The sequence below is a fragment of the Microbulbifer sp. 2205BS26-8 genome (assembly GCF_030731025.1).
Classification (GTDB): Bacteria; Pseudomonadota; Gammaproteobacteria; order Pseudomonadales; family Cellvibrionaceae; genus Microbulbifer; species Microbulbifer spongiae.
In genome coordinates this window covers 128,974-146,141 of the sequence record NZ_JAVAMR010000004.1, presented here as the reverse complement: position 1 = coordinate 146,141, position 17,168 = coordinate 128,974, and the positions used below count along the sequence as shown (strand labels likewise).

Below are 17,168 nucleotides of genomic sequence, written 5' to 3'. Positions count from 1 at the left end.
ATCCGCCCGTTCATATGGATCAGGCCCACCTCGTCGAGCATCTCATGGCCGGTATAGCCGCGGGTGGTGCGGCTGTGGTCGAAGCTTGACAATGCGGTGAGGGGCAACGCACTCCAGTCGGTATTTCTGCGCTGGCCCCAGGCGTCAAAGGACATCTCCTGTACCACCTTGCCAGCCTTATCGGTAATCAGGTCCATGGAGCCCAGGTGGTCCTTGTACAGGAACAGCTTGTCGGTGGACTGCACCGCGTAGGCAAGATCGGTTTTTACCGTGTACACGGCGGTGCCCAGGTGGCGCCTCCACTGGATTTCGCCGGGGGCGCTGGATTTCTGGATGCGCTCAATACCACCGATATACCAGGTCTCGGTGACTTCCCCGCTGCTGCTGTTGGTGTCCTTGCGGTAATAGCGGCTGTGGCTGGGGCCGTAGAGGAAGTCGGTGGTATGGCTGCCCTTTTCGATCCGCTCCGCTTTATCAAAGGTGGTGTACTGGATAGTACGGCCACCGTCGAAGCCGTCTGAGGTCATATTGCCGTAAGCGTCGTAGTGGTAGCTGACCCCGCCGGCAGTGGTCACGGCATGGGGACCGGCACCGTTCTGGCCATAGGCATAGGTACCTACACCGGCTTTGTAGGTGATATTGCCGATGGCATTGTAGCGGACATCCTGGTTGGCAGTGCTCAGGCTGTCACAGTTTACATTGCTGCTGCCGATATGGGTTTTGATCAACCGGTTAAGGTCGTCATAGCAGAAGCTTTCGCACAGGTTCTTGCTGCCACTCTGGTTGTGGCGGCTGGTGAGGTTGCCCAGGGTATCCCACTGGTAACTGATGCTCTGGATACCAAAGGTACCCAGAACTGTGGAAGTCTAGTTGAGCAGGCGTCCGGTAGAAGCCTGGTGTAGGTATACTCCCAGGCGCCTTTGTCCGGGTCGTCCATGTCCGTTTTACGACCCAGGTGGTCGTAGTTGATGGTGACCACAATGGGATAGCTGTGGCCGTCGCCCTCGTCGATATGGCTGCCGGCACTGTTGGTCTTGCCCCAGGATTTGGCTTTGTGCAGGTTACCCTGGCTGTCGTACTCGTAGGTAAGGCGCCCGTTGATGGCATCGACCAGTTCACCGGCGACGTTTTTGTATTCGGTTTTTTGCTGGCCCTTGTTATTGGTGGTAATGGTCTTGAGACCCAAATATTCCATAGTGGCCTGGGAGCCGTCCGGGGCGGTCACGCGGGTGGGACGGCCGAGCAGGTCGTAGTCGGTTTTGGTCCACAGACGGCTGTTGCCGATAAAGTAGGGTTCACTGACAAATGTGAGGCGACCGAGGTTGTCGTACTCTCTATCGGCATAGATCGTTTTGTGCAGGCCTTGGGTTTCGGTGCGTATAATGCAGCCAGTGCTGGCCAACCCCGAGCTGGCGCCCAAGCGCCGCCAGCGCCGCTCGGTAGACCCGCGCCTGCAGCGGGCAAACTTCAACCCCCGCAACGGCAGCTTTACCCTGCCCGGGCGCAGCACTGCGGTATTTGTGCAGCCGCGCCGCCCTGATTGAGCCTATCGCGCCTGGCACAGTTCAAAAGGCCGGAGATATCCGGCCCTTGTACTAGCATGGCAGGGGCACAAAAGAGCGGAAATTATGGCTCCCCGCCCTCTTCCTCCCCGCTTTCGATTAGGTGCCCCAGCTTGCCTTTTTTGGTGGAGAGGTATTTGGCATTGTGCGGGTTGCGCCCGGACTGGTGCGGCAGGCGCTCGGTCACCTCAATACCCAGATCCTGCAGGGCTTTCACCTTGCGCGGGTTGTTGGTCATCAGGCGAATGGCATGGATGCCCAGATGCTCAATCATCCCCTTGAGCAGGGAGTAATCGCGCATATCCGCACCGAAGCCGAGCTTTTCATTAGCCTCGACAGTATCTGCCCCGCAGTCCTGCAGGTGATAGGCGCGAATCTTGTTCAGCAGGCCGATGCCGCGACCCTCCTGGCGCAGGTAAAAAATGGCCCCGCGCCCTTCCATGGCAATGCGGTGCATTGCGTGTTGTAACTGGGCACCGCAGTCACAGCGCAGAGAGAAGAGCGCATCGCCGGTCAGGCATTCCGAGTGGATGCGGGCGAGCAGCGGCGCATCGGTATCGAAGTCGCCCATGGTGAGTACCAGGTGCTCCTTGCCGGTGCCCACTTCCTCAAAACCGTGCATCTCAAACATACCCCAGGAGGTGGGCAGCTTTGAGGATTCCACATATCGAATAGCCAACGTCATACCTCTTCCACTCAGTTGCGTGCGCGCAGTATCAGTACACCATCCTGCTGCTTCATATCCACCCGGGCGAGAAAGGTGTTGCCCAACAACACGATACGGGGAAAGTCCCCGGTGTGCACAGTGGCCTTCACATTGTGCAGTTTAATGCCGCCAATGGTCACGCTGCTGAGATTCACCAAATACGCACGTGTCATACCATTGGCGGTTGAAACCGCGATTTCCTCCGCACCTTCCAGGTTGAGGCCGAGTCGGCGCGCAGTGGGGTAGTTGAAAGCGATGCTGGTTGCGCCGGTGTCCACCAGCATAGGTACACGCAATCCGTTCACCCAGGCTTCGGTACTGTAGTGGCCGCGAGGGTCGGCCATAAGGCGCACCTCGGCCTTGTCGGCCTGCACATAGCGGCTGGCAACCGGCGTATCCAGGGTGAGTTTTCGCTCGCGCCCGGCGACGCGCACGCGGGCATGGCCGGTGGTGGCCTCCAGCAACTCGACCCCCTCCGGGGAGCTTTCCCCGCTGCTGAGAATACGCTGGCGACCATCGATTTCCAGCAGGGCGCTGTCGCCGAACAGGCCCTTGAGCTGTACCTGCTGGGCACCGGCGGCAGTGGCAATCAGCAGCCCCAGCAGTACACACAATCGTTTTCCCATCGATCGTCCCTATCCGTTTACACGCCCATCAGCCATGCGGTCACCTGCACTACCAGCCCCGCGTAAATGGCGGCCAGTATATCGTCGAGCATTATTCCGATGCCACCGTGTACCTGCCTGTCTGCCCAGCGCACGGGCGGCGGCTTGGTAATGTCGAACAGGCGGAACAACACAAAACCGTACAGCGCCCACAGCCAGCCCTGGGGGGCCATCCACATGGTGAGCCAGTAACCCACCATTTCATCCCAGACTATGCCGCCGTGGTCATGCACACCGAGTTTCTTCGCCGCGGCTCCGCACAGGTAACACCCCAGCAGCGCCGCGACCACCACAATCCCCAGATACCCGGCCGGTGACAGCCCCTGCATCAACCACCAGAAGGGGATGGCGGCGAGGGTGCCGAAGGTGCCCGGCGCCCTGGGGGCAAGGCCGGCACCAAAACCAAAGGCCAGCAACAGTGCGGGGTGGCGCAACAGTTGGGAAAAAGACGGATTCTGTATCTTCATGGTGCCCAATTCCGGTGACATTGCACAGCCATAGCGGTATGGCCTACCTGTAAAGCCGCGCTCAAAAATGCCGGTAGCCCGTACGGGACGCCCGCCAGCGCCTGCCGTTTTGCCAGCAGCGCACCTCGGCTTCGCCAGGGCTCAGTGTGCCGATAGCCACCGCCTCCAGCTCCAGCTTTTGCAGGGCGGGAACCCGCGCCTGGGGCACGGTAAAACACAACTGGTAATCATCGCCTCCGGCGGCGGCCAACGCCAGTGCGCCCTCGCCCGCCAGGGCCCGCGCCAGCGGCGCAATCGCCAGGCGCTCCAGATATACATCGGCACTGACCGCACTGGCTGTGCAGATATTGGCGAGATCTGCCAGCAGGCCATCGGAAATATCCACAGCACTGCTGGCCAGCCCGGCGATGGCCGCCGCAGTGGCGAACTGCGGTTCGGGATAGTAATAAGCCCGCTCGGCCCTGCGCCGGGTTTCCCCCTCTGCTGCCCGTTCACCCAGGATGACCGGCAGAGCGGCTGCCGCGCCACCCAGGGGACCACTGATATACACGGAATCGCCGGGGTGGGCGCCGTCCCGTCGCAGCGGTTTCAGAGTCTGGCCAAGTACCTGGATCGTGATAGACAGGGGTCCCGCGGTGGTGTCGCCACCCACCAGGGAAATGCCAAATTGTCTGGCGGTTTTCAGTAGGCCATCGGCGAACCGCTGCAACCAATCCGCGTCACTGCCCGGCAGGGTCAGCGCCAGGGTAAACCACAGCGGACGAGCATTCATGGCAGCCAGGTCGCTGAGATTCACCCGCAGTGCCCGTGTGGCAATGGCGGCGGGGTCTGCCGCCACAGGAAAGTGCCTACCCGCCACCAGTGTGTCTACGGAGGCGGCCAGCTGGCCCTGCGCCGGCACCTGCAGCAGCGCGCAATCGTCGCCAATACCCAGCGCCACGCCCTCGCCCTGCGGGGCGCTGGCGAAGTAGTCGCGGATAATGTCAAACTCGCCCGGCGCACGTTTCATGGCTGTGACTGAGAGTCAGGCTTTCTTGTCCGCAGCCACTTCCGCCGCGCGCAGTGTTGCGGCAGTCCTGTCCAGAATGCCGTTGATAAACTTGAAGGCATCGGTGGGGCCGAATTTTTTTGCCAGCGCCACCGATTCATTGATCACAACCTTATAGGGCACATCCACGCGGTATTGCAGTTCGTAGGCAGACATGCGCAAGAGTGCGCGGGAAACCGGGTCCAGGTCTTCCACACTGCGATCCAGGTAGGGGGTAAAGGTGCCTTCTACCGCATCGAGGTTTTTTGCAACCCCGTGGAACAGGTCGTGGAAATACGCCACATCGGTTTTACTCATATCATTGTCGGCGTGAAACTCCGCCTCGATAGTCGTGATACTGGCGCCGGCCATTTGCCATTGGTAGAGCGCCTGCATGGCATAGTGGCGCGCCTTGCGGCGGGCGGATGCAGTTACCGTCATTGTCTTTTCCGGTGGATACTTCACAGAGTGGATTGGTGCCACCTGCCGGCCGGCACCGCAGTATTAGATCCTGCCGAGCAGCGAGACCATTTCCAGGGCGGACTCAGCAGCCTCGCAGCCCTTGTTGCCGGCCTTGGTGCCGGAGCGTTCGATGGCCTGCTCAATGGAGTCCACGGTGAGAACACCGAATGTCACCGGAATGCCGGTGTTCAGCGCTACCTGCGCCAGCCCCTTGGTGCACTCGCCGGCGACATATTCAAAGTGCGGAGTATCGCCGCGAATCACCGCCCCCAGGGCGATCACCGCATCGAACTTTTTACTCTCCGCCAGCTTCTGTGCAATCAGTGGAAACTCGAAGGCACCCGGTGCGTAGCATATCGTGATATCCCCATCCGGGATGCCCTTGCGGCGCAGGGTATCGAGCGCGCCGTCTTTCAGGCGCTCCACCACAAAACTGTTCCAGCGGCTCACCAACAGTGCATACCGGCCACTGCTGCCGACAAAGTCCCCTTCGATCACTTGCATATTGCTCATAGTTTCCAATCCGTATCCAGTTCGTAGCACCGGCCCCATCCGCTAACAGGGCCCGCGTGCACAGTTCGGTTTACTGGTCAGCGTTCAGGTATTCCTCCACTTCCAGGTCGAAGCCGGAAATGGCACTGAATTTGAACGGGGCACTCATCAGGCGCATTTTGCACACCTTGAGATCGCGCAGTATCTGCGAGCCGGTGCCCACCTGTTTGTACACCAAATCCTGACTGGGGCGCTGCTGCTTGCCGCTGATCAGCCAGTCGATGCTCTCTTCGATTTCCTCTGTTGTCTCGTTGTGGCAGATCAACACCACCACCCCCTTGCCCTCTTGTTCAATACGCTGCATGGCGCGGCGAAAGGTCCAGGGCGTGAATGTTTCGTCGCCGCGACGAATGGTGAGTACATCACGCAAAGTATTGCCCACATGAACCCGCACCAGGGTGGGCTCTTTTGGCGTGGGCTCCCCCTTGATAAAGGCAAAGTGGCGCTCGCGGCGGGCTCTGTCCAGATAGGTGCGCAACCTGAATTCACCAAACTCGGTGCGCACCTTGCGCTCGTTGACACACTCCACGGTTTTTTCGTTGAGGGCGCGGTAGTTGATCAGGTCGGCGATGGTGCCGATCTTGATGTTGTGCTCCCTGCCAAACCGCTCCAGGTCGGGGCGCCGCGCCATGGTGCCATCTGCGTTCATGACCTCGACAATCACCGCAGCGGGCTCAAACCCCGCCAGGCGCGCCAGGTCGCATCCCGCTTCGGTGTGACCGGCCCGGCTCAGTACACCGCCGGGCTGGGCCATGATCGGGAAGATATGGCCGGGCTGCACAATATCGCTGGGCTTGGCGTTCCTGGCCACCGCCGCGCGCACGGTGCGGGCGCGGTCCGCTGCGGAAATCCCCGTGGTCACCCCCTCGGCAGCCTCGATGGAGACGGTGAAGTTGGTGCTGAACGAAGCGCCATTTTCCTGCGACATCAGTGGCAGCTCCAGCTGTTTACAACGCTCTTTGGACAGGGGTAAACAGATCAGGCCGCGGGCGTGGGTGGCCATGAAATTGATGTCCTCGGCACGTACCTGTTCCGCCGCCATCACCAGATCGCCCTCGTTTTCGCGATCTTCGTCGTCCATCAGGATCACCATCTTGCCCTGGCGAATATCGTCGATCAGTTCTTCAACCGTATTAAGTTCCATTGCTCACTCTGGATAAATTGGTCAGTTGCAAATTGGGCGCCCCCCACGGCAGCGGACAACCGTGCTGGGCCCCGGTGCGCCAGGCCGGCTAGCGCGGGTAAAACCCGTGCCGGGCGAGAAATTCACGGGTTATCTCCGTAGTGCCGGGTGTGGCCGCCTGCTCCCCCAGAAGCAGGCGCTCCAGATAGCGCGCGATCAGGTCCACCTCCAGATTGACCCGGGTACCGGCGGTGTAACCATCCATAATCGTTATCTGCAAGGTATGGGGTACGATGGTCAGCTCGAACTCTGCGCCGTCCACCGCATTCACGGTAAGGCTGGTGCCATCCACCGTAATCGAGCCCTTATGGGCAATATAGCGGGCCAGATTTTCCGGTGCGCGCAGGCGGAACCGCTCGGCGCGCGCTTCGGATTTGCGCCACACTACGGTACCGATGCCATCCACATGGCCATTGACAATATGGCCGCCAAAACGCGTTTGCGGGGTGAGGGCCTTCTCCAGATTGACCCGGTCGCCCCTTTTCCAGCCACCGACACAGGAGACGGCCAGGGTTTCCGCAGACACATCTGCCCAATAGCCGTCACCGCAGAGTGCCACCACCGTCAGGCACACGCCGCTGGTGGCGATACTGTCCCCCAACTGCACGTCGGACAGGTCCAGATCGCCACTCCTTACCCGCAGACGCAGGTCACCCGCGTGCGCTTCAAGTTCGGCGATGTCACCCACAGCTTCAATGATCCCGGTAAACATCAGTACTCGATATCCGTGGTTGCGGTGATGCGCCAATCGTGTCCGACTGCACGCATATCGGTAATCGTAATCGGCAGGACTGAACCCATCCGCTCGATCGGCAGTGCAAACAGCGGTCGCGCCGTGCTGCCGAGGAGCTTGGGCGCCAGGTAGACAATCAATTCGTCCACATGACCGCGATACAGGAATGCACCGGACAGGGTCGCGCCGCTTTCCACCAGAACCTCATTGCACTGGCGCCGCGCCAGTTCCTGCAGCAAAGCGAGCAGATCCACCCGCCCATTGGCATCCGATGACAATACCAGCACCTCGGCACCGGCCTGCTGCAGTCGCGCGCGGCGCTCTGATGCTGCGCGTTCGGTAGTGCACACCAGTGTGGGGGCGTCGCCCTGCAAAATAAAGGCTTTGGGCGGTGTGCGCAGCTGGCTGTCAACAATGACCCGCAGTGGCTGTACTTCAGCGGCTCGCTCCGCCGCGAGCATTGCCAGCGCCATTTCATCGGCGCGCACATTCAGGTTGGGGTTGTCAAAGCGCACGGTCTCAACACCGGTAACAATCGCGCAGCTGCGTGCGCGCAGGCGCTGTACATCGGCGCGCGCAGCGGGACCGGTCACCCATTTGGACTCGCCACTGGCCATGGCGGTGCGCCCGTCCAGGCTCATCGCGGACTTGCAGCGCACCAGCGGCAGGCCCAGGGTCATGCGCTTGATAAAACCGGGGTTAAGCCTTCGGCACTGGGCTTCCAGCAGGGGACCTGCCACCTCGATACCCGCTTCGCGTAGTTTCTGCAGACCCGTGCCGCCAACCTGCGGATTCGGGTCCTGCATTCCGTAGACCACGCGGGCAACGCCGGCTTTTATCAGCGCCTCTGTGCAGGGCCCCGTGCGGCCGGTGTGGCTGCAGGGCTCAAGGGTGACATACACCGTGCCCCCGCGGACGCGCTCGCCCGCAATGTGCAGTGCTGCGATCTCCGCATGGGCTGCACCGGCGCGTTGATGCCAGCCTTCGCCCACAACCGCACCGGCAGGATCGGTAATCACACACCCGACCCGTGGGTTCGGCATGGTGGTATACAGGCCCCGCTCCGCCAGTTGTACAGCACGAGCCATCAGTGCCTCGGCATTCTGCACAACGGTAGCGCTCATTGCGAACCACTTCCCTTACCGATCAGGCGTTCGATCTCTTCGTTGAATTCACTCACATCTTCGAAACGCCGATACACCGAGGCAAAGCGCACATAGGCCACCTGGTCCAGCTCGCGCAACTGCTCCATCACCAATTCTCCAATGGCGCGGGCGGGCAGCTCCCGCTCACCGGTAGCCTGCAGGGCGTGTTTTATCTGGGAGACTGCAGACTCCACCCGTTCGGTGCTGACCGGGCGCTTTTCCACCGCGCGCTGGATGCCCGCGCGCAGCTTGTCTTCGTAGAACGGCTCCCGCTGGCCATTTTGCTTGACGACCCGCGGCAGCAGCAGTTCGGCGGTTTCAAACGTGGTAAAACGCTCGCGACACTCAAGGCACTCGCGCCGGCGGCGCACCTGATCCCCTTCAGCCACCAGGCGGGAATCGACAACTTTGGTTTCTTCTGCGCCGCAGAAAGGACAGTGCATACGGGATAGTCCCCAAAGGGAGTGGAAAATGGGTCGCAGTTTACCATAGCCGCTCCGCCAGGTGGCCCGGCAGCCAGTGTGCCCGCGGGGCAATCCAGTCTAACCGCACCAGCACAGCCATACAGAAAACAGCCCAAAGAGCCGCTTTCTTGTCAACACCACCGATCAACCCTGGCTGTACACCGGATACTGTGCACAAATTTTCAGCACTTTCTGCTTAGCCCCGGCGATAGCGGCCTCCGCTTCCCCCTTTTCCAGTGCATCCAGAACATCACAGATCCAGTGGGTCAGTTGCTGGGTCTCCTCGACACCAAAACCGCGGGTGGTGATCGCCGGGGTGCCGACACGCAGGCCACTGGTGATAAATGGGGAGCGCGGATCGTTTGGTACCGCATTCTTGTTCACCGTGATATTGGCACGGCCCAGGGCCTCATCGGCATCCTTACCGGTATACGCCTTGCCAATCAGATCCACCAGCATCAGATGGTCATCGGTGCCTCCGGAAACGATATTGATGCCCCGGTCCAGAAAAGTCTCCGCCATGGCGCGGGCATTTTCCACCACTTTTTTCTGGTAGGCCCTGTACTCCGGGGTCATGGCTTCTTTAAAGGAAACCGCCTTGGCGGCAATCACATGCATCAGCGGGCCGCCCTGACCACCGGGGAATACTGCAGAGTTCAGCTTTTTCTCAATCTCTGCATTGGCGCGGGCCAGGATGATGCCGCCGCGCGGGCCGCGCAGGGTTTTGTGGGTTGTCGAAGTGACAACGTCTGCAAAGGGGATCGGCGAGGGATACTCGCCGGCAGCGACAAGACCGGCAATGTGCGCCATATCCACAAACAAGTAGGCCCCCACCTTGTCGGCAATCTCGCGAAAGCGCGCCCAGTCCATTACGCGGCTGTAGGCAGAGAAGCCGGCAACGATCATCTTCGGCCTGTGCGCCAGCGCCAGGCGTTCCACCTCCTCGTAATCCACCTCCCCGGTATCGGGATTCAGGCCGTACTGCACGGCACTGTAGATCTTGCCGGAGAAGTTGACCCGGGCACCGTGGGTCAGGTGGCCGCCGTGGGCCAGACTCATACCCAGAATAGGATCGCCGGGCGCACAGAGGGCCTGGTAAACCGCAGCGTTGGCCTGGGAGCCGGAGTGGGGCTGTACATTGGCGTAGTCAGCGCCAAACAGTTGCCTGGCACGCTCGATGGCCAGAGTTTCCACCTTGTCCACATACTCACAGCCACCATAGTAACGCTTGCCCGGATAGCCCTCAGCATACTTGTTGGTCAGACTGCTGCCCTGAGCGGCCATGACTTGCGGGCTGGTGTAGTTCTCCGAGGCAATCAACTCGATGTGGTCTTCCTGGCGAGCATCCTCCTCCCGGATGGCTTCCCAGATCTCGGGGTCGTAGGTGGCGAGCGTGACAGATGCATCAAACATGGTTTTCCCTCGTTAAAGCGGGCTGTTTAGCCACTTGTGTAACCCGGTACTACAGTGCCCAGACCCTGAAACCGGGCCCCGTGAAGCAGAGAGGACCGGGGTATTGGGCGTTCAGAAAGGCGCGCATTGTACACCAAAGGGCAGAGGGAATGCGCAAAACACACAGGCGGCCCAACGGCCGCATTTGAAGGGGATGGTCTTGCTTAGAAACGCACAACCAAGGAGCCTGACCAGTAATCCACTTCTTCTTCAATCAGCGTGTACTCGGTCTCAAAGGAGATATTCTCGGCCAGTGTAAAACCGACACCAACACCTACGGAGGCACCGCTATCGGAAGCATCACCAAAGTACTCTACATCCACCTCTTCGTTGAGGTAACCAAGACGCCCCTTGAAATAAATATCTCCCTGGGTGCGGTAAGTGGCATACACAGCCTGGGTGGAGATAGAGAAATCACGGTCTAAAATATCGCCGTCAGTCATAGAACCTGTCAACTCTGCCTCAATGCCCCAGCCAGAATTCCAGGTATACCCAGCGCGAATACCGGCATTGAAAGGGCTGTCATCGCTACCATCTGCATCCATCATACCAATCTCATCGCCCATATAGGCCCCCTCGGCCTGGACAGCAGCAGAACATAACAAAGCCACAACAGCAGCCAACATTTTAAAATTGAAAGACGTGCTTTCCCCTTACTATAAAATTCACAAAAGCCGGCGGATTATAGAAGCAAAAATTTTTTGAACAATCAGTTTTTCCCCGGCCACACCAACGGATATCCCTTTCTTCGTAGGGTAATGAACAAAAACTTGAGTACCCTCACACGGGACCCTGTGTACTCCCAAAGCCCTCTCTCCAGAGCCAACAAGCAATTCTGATAAAAAATGAACGATTCTGATTAGCGGCACTGCACCGGCCTTTCAATGTTGGATGCCATAAGGGGTATTACGCATCCCGGCTCGCCGGAATCCCCAACCAACTGTCCGAGCGGCAAGTGAGCCAGGCCTGGCAACTATCCTGGAAGTTGTGCACAAGTCCCTATTTCGCCAAATGCCCCCCGCTTTTCCATTAAGTTTCCCTCACTTGATCCAAATCAACCCAGCCACATCAAGCCCATCAACAATAGGACAAGAAACAAATCGCGGAGGTCTGGGGTGGACACCATCTACCGGCAACTCTGTTGTGACCATCAAGCTATGCAACAAATGCTTGATAGTTTTGAGCAACTGCTGCTGGATCTTTTTGAGCACAGTGACCGGGACCCAAACACTCTTTCATGCATTCTCGACGCGCTGGATTATTTTTCCGTCTACCCGGATCAATACCACCACCCGGTGGAGGATTTGATATTTGCACAGCTGTTACGCAAGCCAATCCACAATCGCAACGCCATCTATCAAGTGCAGAGGCAGCACCGGCAGATTGCAACTGCAACTAAAGGCATATGCACACTCTTTTACGCAGTGGCCAATAACGCAATGGTGGAACGAACGGTTTTACAGAATACCAGCAGCGCCTATATACAATTGCAACGCAATCATATCCACCTGGAAAATTCAGCACTGTTTCCCCAGGTCGAGCGGTATCTGGATACAGAAGACTGGCGCTTGATTCATATTCAAACTGAAAATCTTGGGAATCCGTTTTTTGATAACAACAGAAAAAAAGTGTATGAGATCCTGCACCAGCACCTCACACAGCATCAAACTGTGACCACTGCATTTGCCTGATACGTAGCGCCGGTCAACAAGGGAGGAGAGATGAAAATCAAACGCCACGGTGTTTCTATTGGAATAGAGCGAATCGATGATGATTTTCTGCTGTCTATCAAAGCGGTTGGCCAGCTGACCCATAAAGACTACGAACAAATCATACCCTTGCTGGAATATGCCCTTGAGGGCGTGAAACACCCCCAGGTGAGCATGCTTGTGGATATTCGCGATTTCGAGGGATGGGGTCTGCATGCTGTGTGGGATGAGTTCAGGCTCGCCCTGAAACACGGTAACGAGTTCTCCCGGATTGCCGTACTCGGGGACGAGGAGTGGCAAGAAATCGCAACAAAAATTGGTGGCTGGTTTTTGAGTGGCGAGATACGCTACTTTGTGGAAGATCAAAAAGCCATGGACTGGCTAACAACAGGGAATACCTCCAACAATAAACAAACTGATAAAACATCGGCTTTCTCCACGCACTCGTGATAAGTAGTGGATTGTAGGGGCGTTTACGCCCCCTTTTTTCTTCAAAATGTCCGCGAAAATACCAGAAAGACTGTGACTCACTGCCTCGGCGGAAAACCTACGACAACCGGCTATTTTGGGACGGGTCACCCAGTAGACAATTGCGAGTCAACACGCCACTATCCCAGGAAGAACAATACCTACTGTGCCTGTGCAGTCTATTTACAGGCAGCAGTTATGGAGAATTCTCATAACTGCATTGGGTTCCCGCAATCTCACTGAGCCCGACTATATCCAGAATCTGCACGCTTCTGCCATCCACCCGGATCAATTGTTCGCGGCGTAAGCGGGAAAAAAGCCGGCTAATCGTTTCTGTAGTCAAGCCGAGGTAATTGGCAATATCAATGCGTGGCATGGAGAGTACAAATTGGTTGGGCGAATATTTCCGAAGGGCACATCGGCTGGAGATGTTGATCAAAAATGCGACGAGGCGGGTGTCTGAGGAACGCTTCCCCAGCAGCATTAATAGCTCATTTTCCTGGCGCAGTTCGCCGGAAAACAGGCTGTAAATTTGCTGCTGCAGCGCCGGGACCTGCTGGGCCAGCCGCTCTAACTGGACAAACGGCAGCAGACAGACGCTGCTGTCTTCCAAGACCTCCGAATAACTGTTGTGGCGCCGCCTGCTGTAGGCATCGAGACCAAGCAGCTCTCCGGGAAGGGCAAAATGGGTTACCTGGATATCGCCATCGGCAGCGGTGACTACACACTTAAAACTGCCGGAGTGAATGGCAAAAAGGTTCTGAAAAGAATCCCCGGCGCTGTAGAGCATCTCCCCGGACCTGACGATCCTCTTCCTGCGGGTAACGTCCTCCAGCAGATCGATGTCAGCCCGGGACGGCCCCGCAGGGAGGCACAAGCGTCTGACCGAACAATTGCTGCAACTTACCGCCTCAGGCGAGACAACCATATCAAAACGACTGATAACCCAACTGTCGCAGTTGTACCCCTTTCTCTGAGTAGCGTGGGGCAGAGTCAATCGAACATCAGAAAGAGGGATTTTTATTCTATGGAATAATCAGTCCCTCAACCTTTGTCATACCGAAGAGCAGAGGAGGGAGAATATTCTTTATTATATACAACCGGTTAATGGGACTCCTCATAACTGCAATGGGTACCCGCCAGTTCACTCAGCCCCACCAGGTCCACAATCTCCACTGCCCTGCCACTGACCTTGATCAGTTTCTCCCGCTGTAAACGCGAGAACAGCCGGCTTACGGTTTCCGCAGTCAATCCCAGGTAATTGGCAATATCAGTACGCGGCATAGACAGGATAAACTTGCTGTGGGAATAACCGCGGCGGGAATACCGACTGGAAATATTAATCAGTAGTGCCGCCAGGCGGGTATCTGCCGAGCGCTTGCCAAGCAACATCAAAATATCATTTTCCTGGCGCAGCTCTTCGGAAAAAATCGTGTAAATCTGCTGCTGCAGAGCCTGAACCTGGTGGGCGAGAATTTCCAGTTGGGTGAATGGCAACAGGCAGACGCTACTGTCTTCCAGGGCTTCGGCATAACTGGGGTGGATCCGGTCACTGTAGGCATCGAGACCGAGCAGTTCTCCAGGCAGGGCAAAATGCGTCACCTGGGTATCGCCATCGGCAGCAATAACCACCGTTTTAAAACTGCCGGAACGAATGGCATACAGATTGGCAAACGGGTCACCAGCGCGGTACAACGTCTCACCGGCTTTAACCAGTTTTTTCCGGCGAGTAACCTGCTCAAGCCGATCAATATCGGCTTGGGATAATCCTGCGGGCAGGCATAAACGCCTTACGGAGCAGTTGCTGCAGCTGACCGCCACTGAGGAGTCCATCATACTAACCAGCCGGTAAATCAATTTGCGGCAATTGTAACCGCTAAGCGGGCAACCGTCTCCTGCAGCCAGCTAAAGAACGCGGGAATATTTGGCTTGTGTCGGTTGGTTGTGGAGATAACTATCGAAAGCCGACGCCACATTTCGCACAAACCAACGCCCCTGCTCAGTAACAACAATCGCCTTGTCGTCCTGGTAAATAAGCCCGTCGTCAAACATAGGTTGCAGACGCTCAAGCTCTGTGTGGAAATACTCCGCAAACGGTGTACCCATACAGCGTTCGATCTCGCCTTTATCCAGGCGCAGGCGGCACATGAGCTCGCTGATCACCCGTTGACGCAGCCGGTCCTCCTCGCTCAGCCACCAGCCGCGGCAGGCCGCATTGCCCCGCTCGCCAATGGCCCGGGCGTATTCTTTCAAGCGGTGCAGGTTTTGCCAGAAGCCGCTGCGACTGTAACTGATTGCCGATGCACCCAGTCCCACAAGGGCATCTGCAGGCATCAAGGTATATCCCTGAAAATTCCGTTGTAACCTGCCTGTATCCGCGGCTTTGGCCAGTTCGTCGCCGGAACGGGCAAAGTGATCCATGCCGAGAAATGCATATCCCGCGCGCGCCAGGTGCTCCACTGCCGCCAGTTGAATAGCGATTTTTTCCGCGGCAGGGGGAATCAGATCGGTATCGATCAGGCGCTGGGCCTTAAATCGGTGGGGCAGATGGGCGTAGTGATAGAGCGCGATACGGTCTGGCTGCAGCGCCAGCACCCGGTCCAAAGTGCGCTGCAGCGTGTTTAGGTTCTGCTGTGGCAGTCCGTAAATCAAATCATAGGAAATGGAAGCAAAGCCCTGCTCGCGCGCTGCTGCAGTCAGGGCGCTCACCTGGTCCGCACTGCAGATACGATTGATGGATTGCTGTACCTTGGCATCAAAATCCTGAATACCCAGGCTAAGGCGATTAAACCCCAGTTCCCTCAGGGTATCCAGCGTCTCGGGCTCCAGAGTACGCGGATCGGCTTCAATACTGTACTCAACGCCATCACCGGGGTTCAGTTCAAAGACCTCTCCCAGCCCTTCCATCAACCGGCGCAAATCCGCATCGTTGAGAAAAGTGGGCGTACCACCACCCAGATGTAGCTGCGTGACCGGTACCCGCGCCACTTTATCGCGGTACCAGCGCACCTCTTGCAAAAGATGATCGAGGTAGCTGGAGGCGAGCCCATACTGCTGGGTAATCACTTTGTTGCAGGCACAGAAATAACACAGAGAGCGGCAAAAGGGGATATGAACATACAGAGAGAGGCTGCGAATGTCCTGCAGTGCTGCCCAGGGCCTGACCCCATCCAGTGCACTGAACCGATCCGCAGTGGGGTAAGAGGTATAGCGGGGACAGGGCCCGCTGTAGCGGGATAACAGCGCTTCTGAAAGCCCGCCCACATTGGTCTTTATCTCTTGCACCATACTCATCACAATTTTATCCAGTCATTTGCGACAACCCCCGCCACAAACTGAAAGACAACCGCCAGACCCGCCTGAAAAAAACCGCAGCGGTTGCCCCACCCCGAGGCCCGGGTGCCGCAGGCTTAGAATCGGTAGCCTAGCCCCGCCGTGTATACCAGCGGATCTATATCCACGCTGGCGGTGATATCACCCACTCCCGGCACTGTCACTTTGGCGTCGGTATCGATATCTATCCAGAACACCGCCAAATTGAACAGCCAGCGCTTGTCCGCGCCGAAAGCAAAATCCACACCTGCTTCCGCGGCCAGGCCAAGAGAGTTGTCCAGGGACAGCTTGGCTCCTTCTGTTGCGCCGAGGCTTGCAAATCTCGCATCCGCAGCGCTGTCAATATCCTCATCAAAGAATGCCGTGTAATTTATCCCGACTCCGAGATAGGGCTGGACTGAAGACCCCTGATTCATGGGATACCACTGCAACAGCAGGGTGGGTGGCAGCTGTTTGGTTTCTCCAAGGTCAAAGGTCGCCCCCAGGCCCTCGACCTGAATATCGTGGGTGAACGGCGTTGCGGCCAGCAGTTCCACACCCCAGTGATCGTGGAACATGTAAACGCCTGTCAGGCCCAGGGCGGAACCGTTGTCAACATCAACCCTGGTGCCACCCAGCTCGGCACCCGACACTGACAGCGCGCTGGAATTGACATCGGGTGCTACCGTGGCGATGCCACTGCGCAAAATGATGCTCCCCTCTTCATAGGCAAATGCCGGTACAGCTAGTCCAGCGGTCAGCGCAACGGTTGCGCACGCAATGATACGATTCATCAATTTCTCCATAGGGCAATTTGGAATTTTTCCGACTTGGGAAGACCTTTCCAGGCCCACTCACCAGCCGCAGGCAGGTTAACTGTTGACCCCGCCCAGAGGATTGATCCAAATCAAGGGGTTCAGATGCATGACAACAAGATCATCGATCGTGGATTCCCTGTGTAGGAGTCAGGAAAATATAAGGCACAGCCCGGACGTGGCAGGGCGCCACCAATCGGAAAACCCAGAAAAACCATCGGGCCCGTTTGAAAACGGGTTGCTCTTGGAGATGACAGTACAGGATACATGGGAGCACTACAGCTTGTTATGCACCCTGCGGGCCCCACCGGTTACCAGATACATACTGCCCGGGGACGTGGCTCAGCCGGCCAAAGTCTCGCGCACACTCTCCGTCTCACAGGTGCACAGCCACTTCAGGGATGGCCACCGACCGGCCCTGTTCGGCAGCACTGGCTGAGCAAAGG

General features: G+C 57.7%; 22 protein-coding genes. 4 read left to right on the top strand and 18 right to left on the bottom strand.

Annotation, left to right across the window (positions count from 1 at the left end):
* On the bottom strand, positions 1–728 hold a 728-nt coding region (locus Q5Y71_RS02655), incomplete at its 3' end, for a hypothetical protein (RefSeq protein ID WP_371876983.1).
* The gene (locus Q5Y71_RS02650; protein WP_306039836.1) at positions 725–1,402 is read right to left on the bottom strand and encodes a hypothetical protein; all 678 of its coding nucleotides are present in this window, start codon (positions 1,400–1,402) and stop codon (positions 725–727) included. The genes Q5Y71_RS02655 and Q5Y71_RS02650, both read right to left, overlap by 4 nt.
* On the opposite strand from Q5Y71_RS02650, the gene Q5Y71_RS02645 reads away from it, so the two are divergent.
* The gene (locus tag Q5Y71_RS02645) at positions 1,383–1,544 is read left to right on the top strand and encodes an alpha-1,6-glucosidase domain-containing protein (protein ID WP_306039834.1); all 162 of its coding nucleotides are present in this window, start codon (positions 1,383–1,385) and stop codon (positions 1,542–1,544) included. The two genes, Q5Y71_RS02650 and Q5Y71_RS02645, sit on opposite strands and share 20 nt — an antisense overlap.
* An 82-nt stretch (positions 1,545–1,626) precedes the next feature.
* On the opposite strand, the gene ribA is transcribed toward Q5Y71_RS02645, so the two are convergent.
* From ribA to Q5Y71_RS02585, 12 genes are all read right to left on the bottom strand, one after another.
* Positions 1,627–2,241, bottom strand: a complete 615-nt coding sequence (ribA, locus tag Q5Y71_RS02640; RefSeq protein WP_306039845.1) for a GTP cyclohydrolase II — start codon at positions 2,239–2,241, stop codon at positions 1,627–1,629.
* Positions 2,242–2,258: 17 nt separating this feature from the next.
* Positions 2,259–2,894 (bottom strand): TIGR02281 family clan AA aspartic protease, encoded by a 636-nt coding sequence (locus tag Q5Y71_RS02635; protein WP_306039832.1) that lies wholly within the window; start codon positions 2,892–2,894, stop codon positions 2,259–2,261.
* A gap of 17 nt (positions 2,895–2,911) precedes the next feature.
* A complete protein-coding gene (locus tag Q5Y71_RS02630; RefSeq protein WP_306039830.1) occupies positions 2,912–3,400 on the bottom strand; it encodes a phosphatidylglycerophosphatase A in 489 nt (162 codons plus the stop codon).
* A 61-nt stretch (positions 3,401–3,461) separates the two neighbouring features.
* The gene (gene thiL, locus Q5Y71_RS02625; protein ID WP_306039829.1) at positions 3,462–4,409 is read right to left on the bottom strand and encodes a thiamine-phosphate kinase; all 948 of its coding nucleotides are present in this window, start codon (positions 4,407–4,409) and stop codon (positions 3,462–3,464) included.
* 15 nt (positions 4,410–4,424) lie between these two features.
* Positions 4,425–4,868: a transcription antitermination factor NusB gene (gene nusB, locus Q5Y71_RS02620; RefSeq protein WP_306039827.1), complete on the bottom strand. Its 444-nt coding sequence runs from the start codon at positions 4,866–4,868 to the stop codon at positions 4,425–4,427.
* Positions 4,869–4,931: 63 nt separating this feature from the next.
* Positions 4,932–5,402, bottom strand: a complete 471-nt coding sequence (ribE, locus tag Q5Y71_RS02615; protein WP_306039825.1) for a 6,7-dimethyl-8-ribityllumazine synthase — start codon at positions 5,400–5,402, stop codon at positions 4,932–4,934.
* Positions 5,403–5,472: 70 nt separating this feature from the next.
* The gene (gene ribBA, locus Q5Y71_RS02610) at positions 5,473–6,585 is read right to left on the bottom strand and encodes a bifunctional 3,4-dihydroxy-2-butanone-4-phosphate synthase/GTP cyclohydrolase II (RefSeq protein ID WP_306039824.1); all 1,113 of its coding nucleotides are present in this window, start codon (positions 6,583–6,585) and stop codon (positions 5,473–5,475) included.
* Positions 6,586–6,673: 88 nt separating this feature from the next.
* The gene (locus Q5Y71_RS02605) at positions 6,674–7,336 is read right to left on the bottom strand and encodes a riboflavin synthase (RefSeq protein ID WP_306039822.1); all 663 of its coding nucleotides are present in this window, start codon (positions 7,334–7,336) and stop codon (positions 6,674–6,676) included.
* Positions 7,336–8,481, bottom strand: a complete 1,146-nt coding sequence (gene ribD / locus Q5Y71_RS02600; protein ID WP_306039820.1) for a bifunctional diaminohydroxyphosphoribosylaminopyrimidine deaminase/5-amino-6-(5-phosphoribosylamino)uracil reductase RibD — start codon at positions 8,479–8,481, stop codon at positions 7,336–7,338. The genes Q5Y71_RS02605 and ribD overlap by 1 nt, the downstream gene beginning before the upstream one ends.
* The gene (gene nrdR, locus Q5Y71_RS02595) at positions 8,478–8,945 is read right to left on the bottom strand and encodes a transcriptional regulator NrdR (protein WP_306039819.1); all 468 of its coding nucleotides are present in this window, start codon (positions 8,943–8,945) and stop codon (positions 8,478–8,480) included. The genes ribD and nrdR overlap by 4 nt, the downstream gene beginning before the upstream one ends.
* 165 nt (positions 8,946–9,110) lie before the next feature.
* A complete protein-coding gene (glyA, locus tag Q5Y71_RS02590; protein WP_306039818.1) occupies positions 9,111–10,379 on the bottom strand; it encodes a serine hydroxymethyltransferase in 1,269 nt (422 codons plus the stop codon).
* A gap of 203 nt (positions 10,380–10,582) precedes the next feature.
* Positions 10,583–11,044 carry a porin family protein gene (locus tag Q5Y71_RS02585; protein ID WP_306039817.1) on the bottom strand — a complete coding sequence of 154 codons (462 nt, stop codon included), beginning with the start codon at positions 11,042–11,044 and terminating at the stop codon, positions 10,583–10,585.
* A gap of 489 nt (positions 11,045–11,533) precedes the next feature.
* On the opposite strand from Q5Y71_RS02585, the gene Q5Y71_RS02580 reads away from it, so the two are divergent.
* Positions 11,534–12,109: a hemerythrin domain-containing protein gene (locus tag Q5Y71_RS02580; protein WP_306039815.1), complete on the top strand. Its 576-nt coding sequence runs from the start codon at positions 11,534–11,536 to the stop codon at positions 12,107–12,109.
* A 30-nt stretch (positions 12,110–12,139) separates the two neighbouring features.
* Complete coding sequence (locus tag Q5Y71_RS02575) at positions 12,140–12,577, top strand: STAS/SEC14 domain-containing protein (RefSeq protein ID WP_306039814.1); 438 nt, start codon at positions 12,140–12,142, stop codon at positions 12,575–12,577.
* Between the two features lie 214 nt (positions 12,578–12,791).
* Here the strand turns inward: Q5Y71_RS02575 and fnr (Q5Y71_RS02570) are convergent, their stop codons facing one another.
* The 4 genes from fnr (Q5Y71_RS02570) to Q5Y71_RS02555 all read right to left on the bottom strand — a co-directional run bounded on the left by fnr (Q5Y71_RS02570) (position 12,792) and on the right by Q5Y71_RS02555 (position 16,701).
* On the bottom strand, positions 12,792–13,523 hold the full coding sequence (gene fnr, locus Q5Y71_RS02570; RefSeq protein WP_306039843.1) for a fumarate/nitrate reduction transcriptional regulator Fnr: 732 nt from the start codon (positions 13,521–13,523) through the stop codon (positions 12,792–12,794).
* 176 nt (positions 13,524–13,699) lie between these two features.
* Positions 13,700–14,431 (bottom strand): fumarate/nitrate reduction transcriptional regulator Fnr, encoded by a 732-nt coding sequence (gene fnr, locus Q5Y71_RS02565; protein ID WP_306039812.1) that lies wholly within the window; start codon positions 14,429–14,431, stop codon positions 13,700–13,702.
* Between the two features lie 69 nt (positions 14,432–14,500).
* Positions 14,501–15,889 (bottom strand): oxygen-independent coproporphyrinogen III oxidase, encoded by a 1,389-nt coding sequence (gene hemN, locus Q5Y71_RS02560; protein ID WP_306039810.1) that lies wholly within the window; start codon positions 15,887–15,889, stop codon positions 14,501–14,503.
* Between the two features lie 116 nt (positions 15,890–16,005).
* Positions 16,006–16,701, bottom strand: coding sequence for an OmpW family protein (locus Q5Y71_RS02555; protein WP_306039809.1), 696 nt, complete (start codon positions 16,699–16,701; stop codon positions 16,006–16,008).
* Between the two features lie 130 nt (positions 16,702–16,831).
* Between Q5Y71_RS02555 and Q5Y71_RS02550 the strand changes: the two genes are divergently transcribed.
* Positions 16,832–17,161, top strand: coding sequence for a hypothetical protein (locus Q5Y71_RS02550; RefSeq protein WP_306039807.1), 330 nt, complete (start codon positions 16,832–16,834; stop codon positions 17,159–17,161).
* Positions 17,162–17,168: the final 7 nt, after the last annotated feature.